At 43.9% G+C, this 20608-nt stretch carries 21 protein-coding genes; 8 read left to right on the top strand and 13 right to left on the bottom strand.

The window, feature by feature from the left end; all coding sequences use genetic code 11:
* Position 1: 1 nt before the first annotated feature.
* The 5 genes from ahpC to gntR form a co-directional block, all read right to left on the bottom strand.
* Complete coding sequence (gene ahpC, locus WA279_RS10985) at positions 2-565, bottom strand: alkyl hydroperoxide reductase subunit C (RefSeq protein WP_015483942.1); 564 nt, start codon at positions 563-565, stop codon at positions 2-4.
* A gap of 463 nt (positions 566-1028) precedes the next feature.
* On the bottom strand, positions 1029-2435 hold the full coding sequence (gnd, locus tag WA279_RS10980; RefSeq protein ID WP_014478511.1) for a decarboxylating NADP(+)-dependent phosphogluconate dehydrogenase: 1407 nt from the start codon (positions 2433-2435) through the stop codon (positions 1029-1031).
* A 22-nt stretch (positions 2436-2457) separates the two neighbouring features.
* On the bottom strand, positions 2458-3804 hold the full coding sequence (gntP, locus tag WA279_RS10975) for a gluconate permease GntP (protein WP_003243139.1): 1347 nt from the start codon (positions 3802-3804) through the stop codon (positions 2458-2460).
* A 28-nt stretch (positions 3805-3832) separates the two neighbouring features.
* Positions 3833-5374, bottom strand: a complete 1542-nt coding sequence (gntK, locus tag WA279_RS10970) for a gluconokinase (RefSeq protein WP_336155412.1) — start codon at positions 5372-5374, stop codon at positions 3833-3835.
* Positions 5367-6098 (bottom strand): gluconate operon transcriptional repressor GntR, encoded by a 732-nt coding sequence (gene gntR, locus WA279_RS10965; protein WP_336155411.1) that lies wholly within the window; start codon positions 6096-6098, stop codon positions 5367-5369. The genes gntK and gntR overlap by 8 nt, the downstream gene beginning before the upstream one ends.
* Before the next feature lie 195 nt (positions 6099-6293).
* Here gntR and WA279_RS10960 point away from each other — a divergent pair, with 195 nt between their 5' ends.
* A complete protein-coding gene (locus WA279_RS10960) occupies positions 6294-7442 on the top strand; it encodes a glycerate kinase (protein WP_336155410.1) in 1149 nt (382 codons plus the stop codon).
* 92 nt (positions 7443-7534) lie between these two features.
* Entirely contained in the window at positions 7535-8566 is a 1032-nt protein-coding gene (locus tag WA279_RS10955) for a polysaccharide pyruvyl transferase family protein (RefSeq protein ID WP_336155409.1), read from the top strand.
* A gap of 44 nt (positions 8567-8610) precedes the next feature.
* Here WA279_RS10955 and WA279_RS10950 read toward each other — a convergent pair whose 3' ends face one another.
* Both WA279_RS10950 and WA279_RS10945 read right to left on the bottom strand, forming a co-directional pair.
* Positions 8611-9021, bottom strand: a complete 411-nt coding sequence (locus WA279_RS10950; protein ID WP_187956301.1) for a hypothetical protein — start codon at positions 9019-9021, stop codon at positions 8611-8613.
* Positions 9022-9035: 14 nt separating this feature from the next.
* On the bottom strand, positions 9036-10496 hold the full coding sequence (locus WA279_RS10945) for a lipase (protein ID WP_336155408.1): 1461 nt from the start codon (positions 10494-10496) through the stop codon (positions 9036-9038).
* Between the two features lie 59 nt (positions 10497-10555).
* On the opposite strand from WA279_RS10945, the gene WA279_RS10940 reads away from it, so the two are divergent.
* On the top strand, positions 10556-11074 hold the full coding sequence (locus WA279_RS10940) for a DUF1433 domain-containing protein (protein WP_336155407.1): 519 nt from the start codon (positions 10556-10558) through the stop codon (positions 11072-11074).
* A gap of 93 nt (positions 11075-11167) precedes the next feature.
* Here the strand turns inward: WA279_RS10940 and WA279_RS10935 are convergent, their stop codons facing one another.
* Together WA279_RS10935 and WA279_RS10930 are read right to left on the bottom strand one after the other, a co-directional pair.
* The gene (locus WA279_RS10935) at positions 11168-11860 is read right to left on the bottom strand and encodes an LrgB family protein (protein ID WP_014478506.1); all 693 of its coding nucleotides are present in this window, start codon (positions 11858-11860) and stop codon (positions 11168-11170) included.
* Entirely contained in the window at positions 11830-12234 is a 405-nt protein-coding gene (locus WA279_RS10930; RefSeq protein WP_336155406.1) for a CidA/LrgA family holin-like protein, read from the bottom strand. The genes WA279_RS10935 and WA279_RS10930 overlap by 31 nt, the downstream gene beginning before the upstream one ends.
* A gap of 226 nt (positions 12235-12460) precedes the next feature.
* Here WA279_RS10930 and WA279_RS10925 point away from each other — a divergent pair, with 226 nt between their 5' ends.
* Complete coding sequence (locus WA279_RS10925) at positions 12461-12892, top strand: MarR family winged helix-turn-helix transcriptional regulator (RefSeq protein WP_336155405.1); 432 nt, start codon at positions 12461-12463, stop codon at positions 12890-12892.
* Between the two features lie 56 nt (positions 12893-12948).
* Here the strand turns inward: WA279_RS10925 and WA279_RS10920 are convergent, their stop codons facing one another.
* Positions 12949-14019: an SDR family oxidoreductase gene (locus tag WA279_RS10920; RefSeq protein WP_336155404.1), complete on the bottom strand. Its 1071-nt coding sequence runs from the start codon at positions 14017-14019 to the stop codon at positions 12949-12951.
* A 131-nt stretch (positions 14020-14150) separates the two neighbouring features.
* Here WA279_RS10920 and yxaF point away from each other — a divergent pair, with 131 nt between their 5' ends.
* The 3 genes from yxaF (at position 14151) to WA279_RS10905 (ending at position 17149) form a co-directional block, all read left to right on the top strand.
* The gene (gene yxaF, locus WA279_RS10915) at positions 14151-14726 is read left to right on the top strand and encodes a transcriptional regulator YxaF (RefSeq protein WP_019712606.1); all 576 of its coding nucleotides are present in this window, start codon (positions 14151-14153) and stop codon (positions 14724-14726) included.
* 93 nt (positions 14727-14819) lie between these two features.
* On the top strand, positions 14820-15833 hold the full coding sequence (gene qdoI, locus WA279_RS10910) for a quercetin 2,3-dioxygenase (RefSeq protein ID WP_336155403.1): 1014 nt from the start codon (positions 14820-14822) through the stop codon (positions 15831-15833).
* A 107-nt stretch (positions 15834-15940) separates the two neighbouring features.
* Complete coding sequence (locus WA279_RS10905; RefSeq protein ID WP_336155402.1) at positions 15941-17149, top strand: DUF418 domain-containing protein; 1209 nt, start codon at positions 15941-15943, stop codon at positions 17147-17149.
* Positions 17150-17178: 29 nt separating this feature from the next.
* On the opposite strand, the gene WA279_RS10900 is transcribed toward WA279_RS10905, so the two are convergent.
* Complete coding sequence (locus WA279_RS10900; protein ID WP_336155401.1) at positions 17179-17634, bottom strand: RDD family protein; 456 nt, start codon at positions 17632-17634, stop codon at positions 17179-17181.
* Between the two features lie 255 nt (positions 17635-17889).
* On the opposite strand from WA279_RS10900, the gene WA279_RS10895 reads away from it, so the two are divergent.
* Positions 17890-18315: a DUF5391 family protein gene (locus WA279_RS10895; protein WP_336155400.1), complete on the top strand. Its 426-nt coding sequence runs from the start codon at positions 17890-17892 to the stop codon at positions 18313-18315.
* A gap of 145 nt (positions 18316-18460) precedes the next feature.
* Here WA279_RS10895 and WA279_RS10890 read toward each other — a convergent pair whose 3' ends face one another.
* On the bottom strand, positions 18461-18928 hold the full coding sequence (locus WA279_RS10890) for an RDD family protein (protein ID WP_326224613.1): 468 nt from the start codon (positions 18926-18928) through the stop codon (positions 18461-18463).
* Positions 18929-19134: 206 nt separating this feature from the next.
* On the bottom strand, positions 19135-20472 hold the full coding sequence (locus WA279_RS10885; protein ID WP_336155399.1) for an aldehyde dehydrogenase family protein: 1338 nt from the start codon (positions 20470-20472) through the stop codon (positions 19135-19137).
* Positions 20473-20608 lie beyond the last annotated feature (136 nt).

Here is a 20608-nt window from a genome sequence, read left to right as displayed (position 1 = left end):
CTTAGATTTTACCTACTAGATCAAGGCTAGGTGTAAGAGTTTCGCCGCCTTCTTCCCATTTAGCCGGGCAAACTTCACCTGGGTTTTGACGAACGTATTGAGCTGCTTTTACTTTGTTTACAAGGTTGCTTGCGTCACGGCCGATACCGCCTGCATTGATTTCAACAGTTTGGATAACGCCGTCTGGATCGATGATGAATGTTCCGCGGTCAGCAAGACCAGTTTCTTCGTCAAGAACATCGAAGTTGCGAGAGATTGTTTGAGATGGGTCACCGATCATTGCGTAAGTGATTTTGCCGATTTTTTCAGAGCTGTCATGCCAGCCTTTGTGTACGAAGTGAGTATCTGTAGAAACAGAGTAGACTTCAACACCTAATTCTTTAAGAGCAGCATATTGTTCTTGAAGATCTTCAAGCTCAGTTGGGCATACGAAAGAGAAATCTGCTGGGTAGAAGCAGAATACGCTCCATTGGCCTTTCAAATCTTCGTTTGTTACATCGATGAATTCACCGTTTTTGAATGCTTTTGCTTCGAATGGAAGTACTTCTTTACCGATTAAAGACATAATGTATATTCCTCCTAAAAATGTATTAGAAAGCATATTCGCTTTCAATAATAATTCTAATTATATATGAATTATTAATTAATATATATTTTTTGTCAAGCCATAACCTACTTTTTTTCATCTTACTAAAGGTGTGACAGGTAGGATTTATGCATTTCTTTTATAACAAATGAGAGGCTGATTCTCAATTAGACAAGGTTTTCAGGGACTTTTGTAAATCAGAATGACAGGCCGTTTTGGCATTTGAACATTTTATGACACCATGGTCAAGGGCAAAGGACAATGGCCAAAAGCAGAATAGAACGGAACAGCAAGCTGCTGTCACATGATGATCTTGGGGATTGTTTCTAGCTATTATTGTATCACTGTTTATGATATTTAAAACATAACTTATGTCTTCTGTTGTTTGGGATAGAAGAAAAAAACACGGTTCAGTTGAAACTGACCGTGTTTTTAATACAGGTTATTCAGACCAATTCGTATGGAAAACGCCGTCCATATCAGTCCGTTCGTACGTGTGAGCGCCAAAGTAATCGCGCTGCGCCTGCAAGAGGTTCGCATTGGAACGCCCTGTGCGGTAGCCGTCGTAATAAGAGAGCGCGGTAGTTAAGCATGGGAAAGAGATTCCGGTGCTGATACCCTCGCAAACGACTTTTCGCAGGCCTGTTTGATAGGCATGGAGCTTATCTGTGAAATAAGGCGCGATCAGCAGGTTAGCCAGATTTGGCTGCTCACTGAATGCTTCGCTGATCACGTTTAGGAAATCAGCGCGGATGATGCAGCCGCCTCGGAAAATCAAGGCAATGTCTTTGAGCGGCAGATTCCAGCCGTAAAGCTCAGATGACATCTTATATTGGGCAAAGCCTTGTGCATAGGCGCATACTTTCCCCATGTAAAGAGCCTGTCTGACGTATTCAATCCAGGTGTCTTTATCCAAGTGTTTTTCTTCGGCTTCCGGGCCTGCTAATACGTCTTGAGCTGCCATCCGTTCTTCTTTTAAGGATGACAAGTAGCGGGCGAACAAGGACTCTGTGATGATCGTGGACGGGATGCCGTTATCAATCGCCTGCATGCTCGTCCATTTCCCAGTGCCTTTTTGCCCGGTTTTATCAAGGATGACATCGATCAGAGGCTGCCCTGTTTTTTCGTCTTTTTTGCGTAAAATCTCAGCTGTAATCTCTATTAAATAGCTTTTCAGCTCACCTTGATTCCATGTTTCAAAAATAGATGCAATTTCATCTAGCGGCAGACGAAGCGTTTCTCTTAGAAACGTATACGCTTCTGCAATCAGCTGCATGTCGGCATATTCAATGCCGTTGTGCACCATTTTTGTAAAGTGCCCTGCCCCTTTTGGTCCGATATAGACACAGCAAGGGTCATCTCCGACTTGGGCTGCGATTTTCGTCAGGATAGGAGCGGCTTTCTCATAGACGTCGCGATCTCCGCCCGGCATGATGGAAGGCCCTGTTAATGCACCGACTTCACCGCCGGAAATGCCGACTCCCAGGTAGCCAATCCCTTTTTCCTTCAGCTCGTCATATCTTCTTTCTGTGTCTTCATAGTGGGAGTTTCCTCCGTCCATGATGACGTCGCCTTCTTCAAGCAAAGGCTTTAATGATTGGATGACGGAATCTACGGGTTTTCCCGCTGTGACCATCAAAAAGATTTTTCTTGGTTTTTCTAACGATTGAACAAAGTCCTCAAGCTCGTAATACGGGCTGAGAGATTGTCCATCCAGCTTTTGGACAAGCTGGTCCGTTAAATCTCTGGTGTAATTATAGACAGCGACGTTTTCACCTTTATTTGCCATGTTTAAGGCGATGTTGCTTCCCATTACGCCTAAGCCTATGACACCAATCGTATTGAACATGTGTTACAGCTCCTTCTTAATTTCATACAACTAAACTTAACAATAAAATGAATCCCAGTCCAGCAACGGAAATAATGGTTTCCAGCAATGTCCATGTGGCAAATGTTTCTTTCATGCTTAATCCGAAGTATTCCTTGAACATCCAGAAGCCGGCGTCATTGACGTGTGAAGCGATGACACTTCCGGCGCCTGTTGCGAGTACGACTAACGCCAGGTTAACATCAGAATGGCCCAATAACGGGATGACCAGACCTGTTGTGCTTAGTGCGGCAACAGTCGCTGAGCCTAGAGAAATGCGCAGGATCGCTGCGATGAGCCATGCCAGAATGATTGGCGATAATGCCGTTCCTTTGAATAAGTCTGCTACGTAATCGCCGACACCGCCGTTGATCAGCACTTGTTTGAAGGCGCCGCCTCCTCCGATGATCAATAGCATCATGCCGATTTGTGAAATGGCAGTTGAACAAGAATCCATCACGGTTTTGACTGGAATGTTGCGCTTGATGCCCATTGTATAGACTGCGACCAATAACGAAATAATCATAGCAGTCGATGCGTTTCCAATCAATCTGATAAAAGCTAAAACTCCGTTATCTGCAAACCCGATTGTTTCTTGAAGCAGGTCGATAATGGTCGCGACCGACATGATGATAATCGGGAGCATTGCGGTAAAGACACTGATTCCAAAGCCGGGTGTTTCTTCAAGGTTAAACGTTTTTTGTGTGCCGAGTGATGCAATATTGCCGTTTTTCGCAAATGATGCAGGAACGATTTTTTTCGCGAACTTTGTAAATAACGGCCCTGCGATGAGCACTGTCGGAACAGCAACGATAAAGCCGTACAGCAGCACTTCTCCAATGTTTGCGCCATACTCACCGGCGATCGCCGTAGGTCCCGGGTGCGGCGGCAGGAAACCGTGTGTGACGGATAGTGCCGCGACCATCGGGATTCCGAGAAATAAAATAGAAATCTTCAATTCTCTTGAAATCGCAAAGACAATCGGAATTAATAGAACCAGTCCTACTTCAAAAAATAACGCAATCCCAATAATAAATGAGGCAATGACAACGGCCCATTGAATATTTTTCTCACCGAATTTGTTGACGAGCGTCATCGCAATACGCTGTGCGCCTCCTGAATCCGCGATCAGCTTGCCCAGCATCGCACCGAGTCCGAAGATGAGCGCGATGTGGCCAAGAGTCCCCCCTATTCCTGCTTCGATGGAGCTGACAACTTTATCGAACGGCATCCCGAGTGCCAGTGCCACGCCGAACGATACGACCAGCAGGGAAATAAATGTGTTTAATTTTAAGCCCATAATCAGAAATAGTAATGCTAAGATCCCAAGTGCAACGATGATTAACGGCATGGTAATGCCCTCCCCTTCATGTCATGTACTATTTGTGTGTGATTAAGCCCCTCTGATAATTTGCAATTTGTGTATATTGATTTTCTAATAATCTTGATAGATTGATGAAAATCGGCATTAATGTTCTGTATTCTTTGGCTGAGTCTTCGATCGGCGTATGTCTGTATGTGCTGCCGATCATGTCGGACACGGCGTCGAAAGAGTCAATTTTTCCTGTTGCATACAGGCCTAAAATGCAGGCGCCGAGACATGAGCTTTCGTAGCTTTCCGGAACGACAACCTCTGATTCGAAGATATCCGACATCATTTGGCGCCAAACCTCTGACCTTGCAAATCCCCCTGTCGCTTGGATGCGGGTTACCGGGCCATCCATGCATTCAGTTAACGCCAAGAACACAGTGTACAGGTTGTAAATGACGCCTTCCAATGCCGCGCGTATCATATGCTCTTTCTTATGCGACATGGTCAGGCCGAAAAATGAGCCGCGTACATCCGGATTCCATAACGGAGCGCGTTCTCCGGCGAGATATGGGTGGAACAGCAGACCGTCAGAACCGGGTCTGACGCGTTGGGCAATTTTCGTCAGCACGTCATATGGATCAATGCCCAGCCGTGTCGCTGTTTCGATTTCGGAGGAGGCAAACTCGTCTCTGATCCAGCGAAGGACGATGCCCCCATTGTTCACAGGTCCCCCAATAACCCAATGCTTGTCCGTCAAGGCATAGCAAAAAATTCTCCCTTTTTCATCGGTTTGCGGCTTGTCAATAATCGTCCGGATGGCACCGCTTGTACCGATGGTGACGGCGATTTCGCCCTTTTTAATGGCGTTGACGCCGAGGTTGGACAGCACGCCGTCGCTGGCGCCGATGACAAAAGGCGTTTCCGGATCGATTCCCATTTGGATCGCTATTTCAGGGCTGCAGTGCTGAAAGATCTGGGTTGTCGGCACGAGTTTGGATAAGTGATCCGGCGTGATGCCTGCGATGCGCAGTGCCTCTTCGTCCCAAGCCAAGCTTTTCAGGTTCATCATGCCTGTCGCTGATGCCAATGAGTAATCGATGACATACTCATTGAACAGCTGTTTAAAAATGTATTCTTTGATGCCGATATATTTTTTTGCCTTGGAAGCGATTTCTTTCCTTTCATTCGTGATCCAGGCAATTTTACTTAACGGTGCCATCGGATGAATCGGTGTTCCCGTACGTTTGTACACCTCATGTCCGTTCAATTCCTCTTTGATCTTATGCGCCCAGCCTTCACTTCGGTTGTCGGCCCATGTGATGCATGGCGTCAGCGGCTTGTCATTTTCGTCGATTGCAATGACGCTGTGCATGGCGCTGCTGAACGAAATGAAAGAGATCTGTTTTTCGGGATGCTGTTTTGTAATTCTCGCTGTTGTATGGATGACTGCCTGAAATATCTCTTCCGGGTTTTGTTCAGCTGTTGAGATGTCCGGTGTATAGAGCGGGTAGCCGATGCTTTCTTTCTGTACCACATCTCCGTTTTCACTGAACAGCACAGCTTTTGTGCTTGTCGTGCCGATATCGATTCCTAACATATAACTAGTCATTGCTGTATTCAGCTCCTTTTGCCAGCATTTGTTGTGAGAGCCATAGGTCTTCTACCTTATCCTGCACATCATCAAAGTTTTGGTGAAGAGACTGAATCATCAGCGCCCTATCCTTTGTTTTGATGGCTTGAATATAAAGCTCGTGGTTATCTAAAATCCTTGTGAAGTCTTCATACTTTTCCTTTAACCGTACCCGCATCGATAAAAGAATAAAGCTTTCCATGACGGGTTTTAGATTGTTCCAGATCATCTGAATGTATGAATGATCAATCGCTCGGATAATGGTTTCATGGAACAGCACATCTTGAAATGAAAATTCGTCAGCGTCCTCATATTTGATTGAGACTTTCATCATTTCAAGAATTTTGCTGAGATCCTTAACTAAAGGCTCAATGTCTATTTTGACAAGCCGTTCAAAGACAAATGTTTCTAATAGTAACCGCACATCATAAATTTCCGCGATTTTCTTCTCAGTTAAACCAATTACGATCGCTCCCATTCGTTCTAAGCGGATGATTTTTTCGGATGCGAGTATTTTTAGCGCTTCGCGAACCGGCGAACGGCTTACTGAAAACTCGGCGGCGATTGTATTTTCTGATAAAATGGTACCGCTTTCAATCAGGCCTGAAACGATCCGCATTCTCAGCTCGTATGCGACACGAACCCCGGTTGACGCTTTTGAGAGCCATTTTGCGGGATACAACAGGTCTTTGGAGTCTAGCATACACTCACCTTCCTCACTCAAGGAGTATACTTGTATACAAGTATGATAACGTGAATATTTCTTTTATGCAAACACTTTCATTTCTAATTTTTAATAAAATTTTTCCCAATCATTATGGTATTTATTTCTAAATGGAATATGGTACATTGGAGATAACTAGCATAAGTGAATCATGTTTTGAAAGAGGCGATTTGGATGAAAATCATCATTGCACCTGATTCTTTTAAGGAAAGCTTATCAGCTCTGGAGGCAGCCGACGCGATCGAAAGAGGCTTCAAATCGGTCTTTCCGGGTGCTGATTACAGAAAATTGCCGGTGGCGGACGGCGGCGAGGGAACCGTTCAATCTCTGGTCGATGCGACCAACGGAAGGATCATAGAGCAAGTTGTCACAGGGCCGCTGGGGGAACCGGTGAGAGCTTTCTTTGGCATGATGGGAGATGGGAGAACAGCTGTGATTGAAATGGCTGCTGCTTCAGGGCTGCATCTGGTGCCTGTAGATAAGCGAAATCCGCTCATCACTACAACAAGGGGAACGGGAGAATTAATCGGAGCGGCTCTTGATGCGGGAGCGGAGCGATTGATCATCGGAATCGGCGGAAGCGCCACGAACGACGGGGGAGCCGGGATGATTCAGGCATTGGGCGGAAGGCTTCTTGATAACTCAGGCCGCGAGATTGGCCCAGGGGGCGGCGCGTTATCTCAGCTTGCATCAATAGATGTCAGCGGGCTTGATTCCAGATTGCGGAATGTCAAACTGGAAGTTGCCTGTGACGTGGACAATCCGTTAACAGGACCAAAGGGTGCTACGGCTGTTTTCGGGCCGCAAAAAGGCGCGACAGCCGACATGCTGGATGTACTAGACCAGAACGTAAGCCATTTCGCTGATGTGGCAGAAAAAGAGCTCGGATCAACCTTCCGAGATACAGAGGGCGCCGGTGCAGCGGGCGGTCTTGGATGGAGCCTGCTGACTTATCTTCAGGCTGACCTGAAAAGAGGCATTGATATTGTCCTTGAAGCGGTTGATTTTGAAAGTATCGTTCAGGATGCAGATCTTGTGATTACCGGCGAGGGACGGATCGACAGCCAAACGGTTCATGGAAAAACGCCGATCGGGGTGGCCAAGGCGGCTAAATCATACGATGTGCCCGTCATCGGTATTGCGGGATCAGTATCACGAGACAGTGATGCCGTCTATCAACACGGAATCGATGCGCTTTTCAGCATCGTCCCCGGAGCCGTGCCGCTAGAAGACGCGTTTGAACATGCTGCGGAATATATGGAAAGAACGGCACGGGACATTGCAGCGTCTATCAAATTGGCGAAAACGATGTTTTTGATATAGCCGGTGCACATGCCAATGCATAGCCATCCTTCTTTTTGGGTAGAGACAGTTAACACACAATGAGGAATTCATCCCAGAAGGAGGACGCAGATATGACTGTACAAGAAATCAAAGGCAAAAAACTAGTAAAAGGCATTGCGCCAAATGTGGAGTCGGAAGCTCTGTTAAATGATAAACGAAAAGTATTTTTGTTTGGTTCCCCTAGTTACACAAACATTGGCGACCAAGCGATTGCGTATGCGGAAGAGAAATTTATCAAAAATCATTTTCCGTATTATGAATACATTGAGATTATGGATTATGCGACGGATGAGGGCATTGAACTGGTGAAGGAGATCATTCGTGAAGACGATATTGTCTGCTTTACAGGCGGAGGGAATTTAGGAAACCTTTATCTCGATATTGAGGAAGACAGAAGAAAGGTCTTTTCGGCGTTTAAAGATTACAAATCAATTTCTCTGCCACAATCCGTTTATTTTGAGGATACAGAGGAAGGACAGAAGGAAAAGAAAAAAACACAGGATGCGTACCATCAAAATACAAACTTAACGATTGCTGCGCGTGAGACGCAAACACTGGATGTTGTGAAAGAGACCTTCAACTCCAATGTGATCTTTACACCGGACATGGTACTTTCCTTGGATATTGTGCCGCGAGAGCTCGAGCGGGACGGTGTTCTCTTTATTTTAAGAGCGGATAAGGAGAAAGTGACTGACGAAGATTTTATTTCACAGATGAAGCAATGGGCAGAAAAAACAACTTACACAGAGCGTACCGATACGGTGCTGGATACGGTCGACACCATCGATTACGCCGATCGTGAAAAGCATTTTATGGAGATGCTGGACCGCATCGGCTCCAGTAAATTGGTGATTACCGACCGCCTTCACGCGATGATTTTCTCGATTATCACGAAAACACCTTGCCTTGTCTTCGGAAACAGCTATGGCAAAGCCAAACATTCATACCGGGATTGGCTTGAAAGCTTAAACTTCATTGAATACACAGATCAACATGATATTGAGGAACTGGAGCGCATGATTGACCGCCTGCTTCAAGCAGAACCGAATGACGTTGATTTATCTAAGGACTTTCAGCCGCTGATTGATTTTTTTAGATCATAAAAGAAAAAGCAGACCGCCATCGGTCTGCTTTTTCAAATAAGGTCTTATAAGCCGATTGAATTCACTAAACTAGACACGTCAGAACGAACTTTATCGAATGAAAGTTGATCTTTCATTTTATCAGTGACACTGTCTATCGCTTTTCCTGACATATGTTGGCCTAGCATTTCCCGTTTTGCCTTGATCGTCTGCTCGGCATCTGTAATGTTATCGTGGATTGAAGACAAGTTCTTACGATCTTCTTGGAAAGCATAGCTTAGTTGTTTTCTGATTGAATTCATAAGCGCCATTTTTTGTTCTTGTCTTTTCTTCTCTTTGAACGCCGCCAATTGTTCTGGCGTCATTTCAGACGTATCCACATGAGCATTTGAAAAAAGTGAAGTGCTGGAATGCTGGCCCGTCACTCTTTGCATAAAACGGTCTGCATCTGTTGGTTTTTTATTCATAAAATCCATGTTTCGTACTCTCCTTATGAAATCCCCATCTGGCTGGCTGTTGCCAGATCTGCATCATGATAAGCATGTCCCATATGCCCAAGGTCATCTGACACCATATGAAGCAAGTGCTGTAAATGAAGTGCTGCATCTACAGCCTGATCATACTTTTCTTTTGAGTAAAAAAGATGGTGCGGTTTGTTCATTTTAAGCTTATTGATCAAATCATCGACATCAGAAATTGATAATTCATCATATGTGCCAAAACCAACCATTCGTGTATGCATGTTCCTGACATCCTCAATAGAATCCTTTACAATGTCATCAATTCTTTCAATTTGGCGTATAATCTTAGACCATTCTGATTCAGCTATATGTTTTAACTGCGTGCTTGTATTCATCAATACATGTGACTTAATGAGTATTGAAACACCTGTATTGGCTTTCACATTCGTTGATTTCATTTGTTTAAGCATTGCAATTGCCAAATCAGGATTATTTTTCAACACATCGTCAACGGTTTGGACAGAGCCATCTGAATTGAAGTTGTAGCGGTCTAAACCGTGACTTCCCATTAAGGCTTCGACAAACAGTGTGGCATCAAGAGATTGATTACCGTAATGTTTAAGTGCAAGCCCAAGCATTTTCACTTCATTAGGGAGACCATTATTTTGTACACCATTCGGCAAAGTCTCATCATACATTACTTTCACTTTACCCACTTCAGCGGCATCCCGATTCAGCAACGATAAACCATCATTTAAATTAATATATTCTGTTAAGCGGCTGCGGAAATCCCCTTTTATCGCCCGGGCTTTGACATCCTCAGGCAGGTTTTCATATATGTTTGGATTCTCGAAAGTAACGCCGCGTTTGATAAAGTCATTCATCACGACTGCATAGCTTGCGTTAGAACCGCCTAATGAGTGACCGGTGACTTGAATGTCAGCATTTTTAAAGTCTTTATGTATTTTTTTTGCATATTGATCCGCTTGAATGGCTTGGTTCTCTGTTCCGTCATCAAATGGTTTTTTGCCCACCAAATAACTTGTGTCCATGTGAAGCCAATCCTGCAAAATCTCATTTGAATATTCACGAAGCCCTTTTACTGAGTCATAAAAGGAACCATCTTCATCTTCAGGAATGTTGATTCCCTTTTTCTCTACTTCTTTAATAAGCTGTTCCCGCTCATCACGATATTGTTTTATTGTATCTTGGAATTGGCCGGGGCTGATGGGTTCTGATCCGCGGTATGCAATGATGGCGTTTTGGATTTTTTCTTTGTTTTTTCCATGGTTGGAAATTTTGTATTCTTTTTCGGATACTAAAGTAAGGGCATCCAGCCCTTTTTTCGTTTTTTTATAATCAACTACATATAACTTTTGTCCATTACTTATCTCAATATTAGTACCAATATGATAGTTTCTAAGATTATATGCAGCACTCGATGCTTTATTATAATCTTCGTCTGTAAGTGAATTCTTTTTTCTAGACATTTCTTCACTCTCCAAAACCTGTATATATTGTATAATAAATTAAAAAAGGATGAAATACCATGTCATTTGTAAAAAAAATACTTATAATAAGTTCTATTGTATTGGTTATTATATTAGGTATTTCTTATGGAATAGTAAAAAAAATGAATATATCAGATCGGACAACAGAAGAGACTGGAGGTAAACAGGTAGTGAAAAAAGAAGAAAAAAGCGATAAAGAAAAAGCTGAAGAATATGCGGAAAAGATGAAACCAAAAATTAAAGAACATCTTAAAGAAGAAGATATTCACAATTTTATTAAAACAATTACTTTTGAGGATAAAATTGAAATAAATCCAATGGGAAGAATAATAGTAAATGGATATATAAACGACAATCCAGATAAGTTTTACTTCTCAGCAGATTTAATTTATGATTCCAATAAAGTGGACGGGATGAGTTACCCTGAGGATGTAGGTAATCGTTTTACAGACTGGAGCGAATACACCAAGAAAGAAAAAGAAGAATACATCAAAACCGCTTACCCTGATAAAAAAGAGCGTGAACAATATTTAAGAGACATAGGGGAACTAAAATAAACAGGCCAAAATTCCTGTTTATTTTAACGGTTGGTTTACTTTCACTGTTCGTATCTCAAAAAAGACTGCCCTCCCCGGGGCAGTCTTTCTTTGTTAAATATGAAACAGCCAGACGACGAGCGGGCCGAAGAATGAGCCGAGCACCGCACAAAGCGTCATGGAGACGGAACTCATGGAGACGGCCAGTTCCCCATATTCCAATGCTTTGGAGGTGCCCAGTGCATGGGAGGCGCTGCCTAATGCAATGCCTTGTCCAAGGGAACTGCGTATGCGAAGCCATTTTAGGAAAAGCGGCCCGAGGATGACGCCTGAAAAGCCCGCAATCATGACAAATACGACTGTCATGGAAGGGACGCCGCCAAGACCGGCGGCGATCTGAATAGCGACAGGGGTTGTGATCGACTTTGGCAGAATGGATAATAAGAGATCATGATCAATCCCGAATGCTTCTGCGAAGATCAGCCCGCTGATCATTCCCATGCATAATCCGACCAAGACGCCGCCTAAAATGGGAACACAATGTTTGACAATGATATGCCATTGTTTATAAAGCGGATAGGCCAGTGCCACAACAGCCGGCCCAAGCAAAGAATTGATCCATTTCCCCCCGATCATATAGCCTTCATAGGAAACATGGAACATCATCAAAACCGCTACAATCAAAATGGTCGTTGTGAGAACGGGGATCAGAAATGGAAGCGGGAATCGCTTATAGAGTTTGACCATCGCTAAATAAGCGGCAACTGTTAAAAGAATTATAATGATCGCGATACATGCTTGCTGCATTTCTCTTTCTCCTCCGGTTTTTTAGCTTTTTTCTCTAATAGCTGGCTGGCGAATCCAGCCGCAATGATCGTGACGATGGTGCTCAGAACGACTGTAATCAGCAGCATCAGACCATTGAATGAAATGAGAGACGGATAGTTTATCACTCCTGTCATTGCCGGGATGAACAACAATGGTAGGAAGGATAATAAAAACCCTGCTCCGTCTTCAATGAGGGAGACGGGAACAATACGGAGGCCCAAGCAAATCAGAAGCAATACCAATCCAACGATGCTTCCTGACACGGGTAAATGAAACAGATGCTGAATGGCTTCCCCGATCATAAAAAATACATATAATATCAACACTTGCAAGATAATTCGTATGACTTTCACATCAAGTGCTGCTCTCCAATCAGAACAGCTTCCTCCTTTCTGGTGCTTGCTTCTAGGATGGTTCTGAGGAATCGCTTTACTTTCTTTTTATATGATTGTACTATACAAGTATAATAATTGATTTAGTCATATAACGACTTGTATTTATTCAGTTAATGTACATTTGTATTATACAAGTATATATGATGTTGTCAATGCCGGAGATTGGAATAGGGAGCGAGAGCGATTGCAAAATCAAAATCCAGTTGAATTAATTGAATATGAGCTGACGACTTTTATCAGGAGAGCTGTTTATCTGGATCAATCAGAGAAAAGAACAGGGAATTTGGAGAGATCTTCGTACTTATTGCTGAGACAATTGGATGAGTTTGGGCCTGCTCGTGTTAAGGAATTGGCAGAATCGTTTAAGCTTGATATTTCTACTCTTTCAAGACAAGCTGCTGCATTAGAGGCAAAGGAGCTCATCTATCGTTTCTCAGACCCATCTGATGGGAGAGTCAGCCTGTTTACTATTACAAAACTCGGCAAACAACTATTAAAAGCCGATCAGCAAAAGCGCCTTAAACGTTATGAACAGATGCTGAAAGAATGGTCAACACAGGAAAAAGAGATGTTCGGCGAGCTGCTGCAGCGTATGAACAAGGCTTTTATCGATTAACAGCTGAAAAACCCATGGTTCGCTGGAACAGCATGGGTTTTTCTTATGGTCAGAGATTATCTGCATCGTTTGGCGGCAGCCCAAGCCACTAGTCCGGCAACAACAGCCGCCGATACAATGGGGCGCTTCGTCGCTTTCGTGTAGTAGCTTCTTGACCTCATCCATCCTTTATTTGTGCCTCTGTCATGCATACCGCAGCCCGCATCATAAAGAGCACTTTCTTCTCGCGGTTTGGACGGTCTTTCGGCATGCTGGCTGTGATACATGATTTTTTCCATCAGTCTGTCGGTCAGACGAGGGAAAAGCGTGCCCAGCATGGCGATGGCTTTGGCCTGTGAGCCGATGTACATGTCGCGCTTAGGGTGTTCGGCGGCAAACAGGATAGCTTCAGCGACTGCTTCCGGCGGATAGATCATGGAGCGGTAATGAGCCGGCTGTTTGTCGAGGTAGCTGTGCGCGTGCTCGTTATAAGGTGTGTCAATTCTGCCCGGGTGGATGAGCGTTACCGAGACGGGCGCCTGTTCCTTTTCGAGCTCCATTCGGATGCTTTCCGTCCAGCCGTGAAGCGCAAATTTGGCAGATGCATATGTGGATTGAATGACCGTTCCCCTGTCTCCGAACAGGCTTCCTACATTAATGAGTGCGCCCGGCACACCTCTGCCGGTGTAGTGTTTGACAGCCGCTCTTGTTCCGTAAACAGGTCCCCAGAAATTTGTGTCGAACATGCGCTTCATGTCTTCGACGGTGACGTCCATGGCATGTCCGAAAGTCGAGACGGCCGCATTGTTGACCCATGTGTCAAAGCGGCCGAATGTGCTGATCGCGGTTTCTGCGATGCGGTTGACGTCCTCTTCTTTTCCGACATCCGCCTTTACCCATATGGCGTCGTGCCCTTTTTCCTTAAGTTCATCAGTGAGCTCCTTCAGCGCCTCTTCATTTCGCGCTGCTGCCACGACCTTTGCGCCTTTTTCAGCTGCCATTCGTGCCGTGACAAGTCCAATTCCGCTTGAAGCGCCGGTAATGACGATCACCTGATCCTTGAGTTTTTTCAGTTTGAGCTTTGTTTTCATGCCGGGGTTTTGTTGTTCAAGCTGCTCTGTATTCGTGACTGAATGATCGGTTGTCATTGAGAGATCCCTCCTAGACGCTGTTTTTGTACATTTACCCCATCCGGGAGGGTCTTACCCCTTTTGACATTCACAGGGTTCTTTTTTATATTATATAAGTCGCTCTACCATACCTAGGAGGGAATGTTTTAATGACTAGCAGAGGAGATTCACGTGAAAAAATCCTTCACACGGCGTCACGTCTGTTCCAGCTGCAAGGATATCACGCGACAGGTTTGAACCAGATTGTAAAAGAAAGCGGTGCTCCTAAGGGATCGCTTTATCACTTTTTTCCGAATGGCAAAGAAGAATTAGCAATTGAAGCGGTTACATATACAGGTAAGATCGTTGAACATCTGATACAGCAAAGCATGGATGAGTCCTCTGATCCAACAGAAGCGATTCAGCTTTTTATCAAAAAAACAGCCAGCCAATTTGACAACACAGAAAGCATAAAAGGTATTCCAGTCGGTTTGCTGGCGAGTGAGACAGCGTTAATCAGTGAACCGCTGCGGACGGTTTGCATGAAGGTGTTTAAAAGCTGGGAAGCGGTTTTTGCCAGAAAATTAATGGAAAACGGATTTGCAGAAGAAGAAGCAAATCAGCTTGGAACGCTGATTAATTCGATGATTGAGGGCGGCATCATGCTTTCGTTAACGAATAAAGACAAAACGCCCCTTCTTCTCATTGCCGAACAAATACCAGTGCTGGTGAGAAAAAAAGGGTAGCATTTTGTTATCCTTTCTCCTACAATTATATAGAACGGTCTAATCAAATAAATAATAATATATAGACTGGTCTAAATTGGAGGAAGCGATAATATGAAAACATTATGTACGCATTCATTGCCTAAAGAAAAAATGCCTTATTTGCTCCGGAGCGGAGAAGGCGAGCGCTATCTGTTCGGCAGACAGGTTGCCACGGTGATGGCGAATGGGAGGAGCACAGGTGATTTATTTGAGATCGTGCTTCTTTCCGGGGGAAAAGGAGATGCCTTTCCGCTTCATGTCCACAATGACACACATGAAGGGATTCTCGTTTTGGACGGGAAGCTTGAGCTGACACTTGGCGGAGAACGCTATTTATTAATATCAGGTGATTATGCGAACATTCCGGCGGGAACACCGCACAGCTACCGGATGCAGAGCCACAGAACAAGACTGGTATCTTACACGATGAAAGGAAACGTAGCGCACTTGTATTCCGTTATTGGGAATCCGTATGATCACGCTGAACATCCGCCGTACGCAAGCGAAGAAGTCTCAAACGAGCGGTTTGCAGAAGCAGCCGCTGTAGCGGACATTGTATTTCTAGATGAAGGAAAGCCTGCATGTTCGGCCAAATTAGCGGAACTTACAGAGCTGCCAGATGGAGCGGTTCCATACGTTCTTGAATCTGGAGAAGGAGATCGCCTGTTGACTGGAGATCAGCTTCACCGCATTGTGGCTGCACAAAAAAATACAGATGGCCAGTTTATCGTCGTATCGTCTGAAGGCCCTAAAGGTGACCGAATCGTTGATCACTACCATGAACATCATACAGAAACATTTTATTGCCTTGAAGGTCAGATGACGATGTGGGCAGATGGCCAGGAAATTCAGCTGAATCCGGGAGATTTCCTGCATGTCCCTGCAAATACCGTTCACTCCTATCGCCTTGATTCTTACTATACAAAGATGGTGGGCGTATTGGTTCCTGGTTTATTTGAACCGTTTTTCCGGACGTTAGGCGACCCGTATGAAGGCCACATCTTCCCATGTGAGCCTCAGGCTTTGCGCTTTGATCGCGTTTTGCAGAATATCGAAGCATTAGATTTAAAGGTGATGAAACCATAAAGATGACAAGATTGTAAGGTTTTCATGCCGGCCTGACACCTAAATCGATGTTTCCGCGCTTCATTTTTTCATACCCTTAAGGTACAGAAAAAAGGAGCGTGATGGCTATGTCTTCATTACAGCCGACTTTAACAAATGAGCGGATCGGTGTGCTTGATGTGCTGAGAGGAATGGCGATTTTCGGCATCTTATTTGTCAATCTGGCACATTTCAGTTATCCGGATATGTATTTGTCTATGCTTGGAAAAGAGAATTTTTTCATGGATAAGTGGTCTGAAGCTGATTTTGCCGCCGCAGACATACTGAAATTCTTCATTCAAACAAAATGTATTTTATTGTTTTCTTTTTTATTTGGATTTGGCATGGTTGTCATGATGGAGAGAGCAGAAAACAAAGGGAAACGGTTTGTTCCGTTATATGTGAGAAGGTTAATGGCGCTTCTCTTGTTTGGAACGATTCATGCCTTTTTGATATGGGACGGGGATATTTTAACAGAATATGCCCTGCTCGGTTTTGTCCTGCTCTTGTTTCGAAAAGCAAAGCCGAAAACACTGCTGATATGGGCGGTCTCTTTGTATCTTCTGTTTTCCATTCCGTTCATGTTGACAAGTTTTGATCAATCAAACGGACAGGAATGGGTACAAGCGGTAACACAGCAGGCAAAACAAGCGATTCATGTTTATGGAAGCGGCAGCCTGAGGGACATTGCAGAACAACGGGTCCATGACCGTCTTGTTTACATGTCTTCGAATGGCATGCTTACGTATAATCCTCTCAACTTCTTCTTTGCATCCATTCCTTATTTCAGCATGTTTTTGCTGGGGACTGCGGCGGCAAAGTCACGGTATTTGCACGAACCGGAAAAGCATCGCAAAGCATTAAAACGATTATGGATGGCTGGGCTTGTCATCGGCATCGGCGCCCATGTGCTGTACAGTGTAACGGAAAAGGAACTATTTCTGCTGATTGGCGCGCCTTTTCTCATGTTTTTCTATGTGACAACGGTTGTCTATCTATACCATAAAACAAGAGTGAGAACAGTGCTGCAATCATTCTCCGCTGTTGGGAGGATGGCATTTACCAATTATCTGATGCAGTCTATTGTATGTACTTGGATTTTTTATCATTACGGCTTGGGCCTGTATGGAAAAGTGTACCCTGCTGCCGGTGTGCTCATTACAATTGCTGTTTGTGCCGTTCAAATGGTCTTCAGCCACCTTTGGCTTCGTGTCTTTCGGATGGGGCCGTTTGAGTGGCTGTGGAGAAGCGCTACGTATCTGTCGTGGCAGCCTATTGTAAAGAAAACAAAAGTCTAGACGCCTATTGGCGTCTAGACTTTTTTCTATTATTTATACACGACACGTGTTTTGCAGATGATGTCATGCAGACCTTTTTTCTCTCCAAAGGCGATCATGATAAACCCGATATAAAAGATGATTCCAGATAAGATATAGGCAAAGTAACGGCCAATTGCCTGTCCGACAGAAACCCGTTTACCTTGTTCATTGACCACTTTCAGGCCAAGAATTTTTTTGCCGAGTGTGCCCTGCATTTTAGAAGCTGTGAGCAGTCCGTAATATAACACACTGATGACGACCATGATCAGCATAGTAGGCAAAAATGCAATCGTCATGTATGTCACCATATACTCCTCTTGGGTCATATAAGGGTTTGCTGTCACAGCCCCAGCTACAAACACAGAATTGATCACAAATAGAATAATATAACTAGGAACAGATACAATAATGCCATCAATAAAATAAGCTAAAAAACGAATCCAAAATCCTGCTGGTTTTTCCATGTATTTTTCTCTCTCCTCTGAATTAATCTGGAATAGTATACTTTGAAAAAGAAGTACATGCAATATGATATGGTGATAAAATCCTGATATTACAGAAAAATGAGTCTTTTATCCTTTGTTTTTTACTATATAAATATACTAGAAAGAAGCAGAGCATTTGTGTATGTATTCTGGAATTTTTTAAAAATATAATGAATATAACATTCAACTTACTTATAATGAAAAGGTTAATATTTCTATCTAAGGAGGAGTTTGATGTCTAGAAAAAACAGCGTGGCGATCATGACAGCCATTTCTGCTTTTCTTTTTTGCGCTGTGATCGTGGCGGCTTCACTTTCGCCGCTGGCCGGAACGGGAGCGGCGGCCAATCAGTTTAATTCAGCTGGCATGTGGTCAGCTGTCGGTATGATCCTTGTCTTGTATTTCATTCCATTTCTCGTTTATATGCTCGGAGTCGATGCAATGAGGTATGTCATGGCGGTGCTTTGCGGCTTCGGGCTTTTGATTCATTTGTCTTCGGCCGGTTTTATCTTGATGTTTAGTTTCTTTAGTGACCATCTGCTTTCTGAGGTGATCTTTGTTTTCGGAATTAGTCTCGCTGCGGCTGCTGTCAATGTCATTTGGTTTGTGGCTGCGTTTCGTTCGGGTGCTGAAAAAACGTCTGCGCATACTCTTACATAGTTTTCTAGTTTGTGATGTTTTGTGAAGTAGAATTATAAAATGGGCTAATATGTTATGATGGTCAAGTCATTTCGTATGAAAGCGCTGATGGCTTTTGGGAAATAGTAAAACAGGCTGGCGAGGTTCCTCGGCAGCCTGTTTTTGATCAATCAAGATATTTATTTTTATAAACAACCTTTGTCCCGCAAATATAATCGTGTAATGCCAGTTTAGAGGGGAAAGCTGCCATAATGTAACCGATATACAAAATTCCTGATGGTATGTAAGCGAAAAAACGGCCAAAGCTGTGCCAAAATGAAATTCGCTCGCCATATTGATTGACAACGATGATACCCATGAGTTTTTTGCCTAGTGTTGCTTGCATTTTTGAAGAAGTCAGCAAGCTATAATAAAGAATGCCGAAAATATATATGATGGCGATAACAGGGATCGTCCCGAATATCAGGATATAAAATTTATATTGACCTTCTGTCATAGAGGAGCTTCCTGCATCAATGAGAGGCAGGACAATTAAGGTGTTAATTTGGATCATAATAAAAGCAAAAAAATAGATAATTAAATCATCAATAATAGAGGCAACTGCCCGAATCCAAAATCCAGCTGGTTTTTCCATGTATAATATTCTCTCCTTTGAAGTTTTCTGGGATATTATACGTTAGGGGGCTGTAGGGTTTCAATGAGATAGACTAGAGGAATTTTGTCTCGTAATAAAAACAGTATTTTATTACTATTTATTTCTTTGTTTTTCCTTTTTGATTTTAGGTTAATAGAATGATAAAAAGAGAACCCGCAAGATGATGCAGATTCTCTTCATTACGATTATTTAGCGGCTTGAATAAATACACCCTTCTCATGAGAAAACTCTTTGAATCCGTATACCCCATGATAGGAGCCAATTCCGCTTGTGTTTACGCCGCCGAATGGCAGGTTGACGTCACTGAAATGGACGACGACATCATTGATGGCGGCATTTCCTGATGTCGTGTGCTGAAGGACGTTGTCAATCAGGTCTTGGTTTTTGCTGAACACATAAAGTGCAAGCGGTTTATCGCGGTCATTTACGTAATCGATGACCTCGTCGATGTCTTCATAGTTCATCATTGGCAGGATCGGTGCGAAGATTTCCTCCTGCATGATTTTCATGTCAGGCGTGACGTTTTTCAAAACGGTTGGCGAGATCGTGCGGTCGCTGGCATCAAATACGCCGCCGAACACCACTTCCGCCCCTTTTTTGATGGCGTCGTCGAACAGATCTTTGACGCGGTTGAAGTTGCGGTCATTGACGATCTGCGTAAATTTGCTGCGGTCTGGGTTGTGATCATCCTCCATAAATCCTGCGTTGACGATTGTTTGTAAAATGCCCGCGAACCTGTCCTGAACGTCTTTTTTAATGAACAGGTAATCAGGTGCGATGCAGGTTTGGCCGGTGTTTACGAATTTCCCGACGGCGATCTTTTTCGCTGCGTCCATCAGATCGTATTCACTGTCAATGATCGTCGGGCTCTTGCCGCCAAGCTCAAGTGTGACAGATGCCAAGTGTTTGGCAGCCGCTGTCATGACGATCTTCCCGACATTTGTGCTACCAGTGAAGAAAATGTGGTCGAACGGCTGATCAAGAAGTTCGGTTGCCACCTCAACCTCTCCTTCAAAAATCGCGACTTCTTTTTCATCAAAAGCGTCTCTTATCACTTTAGCGGCAATGTTGCTCGTGTTCATCGTAAAATCGGACAGCTTCACAATCGCGCTGTTTCCGGCTGCGAGAGAAGCGGCAAGCGGCGCCATCGTCAGCATAAACGGATAGTTCCACGGGCCGAGGATGAGTGTGACGCCTTTAGGCTCGTACATAAGAATTCCGTTTGCGTCAGGGCTTAACGATGAACCGACTTCTTTAGGCGCCATCCATTGTTCCAGGTTGTTCATATTATCTCTGATCGCTTTTTTCGTTCCTTCGAATTCCGCTTTTTTGACTTCGTGATATGGTTTGCGGACGTCTTTGCGGATCGCTTCGATGATTTCTTCTTCATGGGCGATGACGGAATCTAAAAAGCGCTGAAGCTTTTCTCTCCGCTGTTCTGCTGTTGAAGCGCGCAATGCTTTTTGCTGTTTTTTCTGAAGCTGAAAGACACGCTGGATGTCGTCCTTTACTTGTTGTTCCATTGTAAAATCCCCCTCATTTGCTTTCTTCTTTTCTCGGACCTATTATAAGGTGGTACCTTTTCTGTAAGAAAGACAACGGTGAACCATCTATACGTTACCGTACATATACCGAACATCTGTCTAATGATTGGAGGTG

The organism is Bacillus sp. 204(2023) (assembly GCF_037027505.1).
GTDB lineage: Bacteria > Bacillota > Bacilli > Bacillales > Bacillaceae > Bacillus > Bacillus subtilis.
This window is presented reverse-complemented; position numbering and strand designations above follow the sequence as displayed.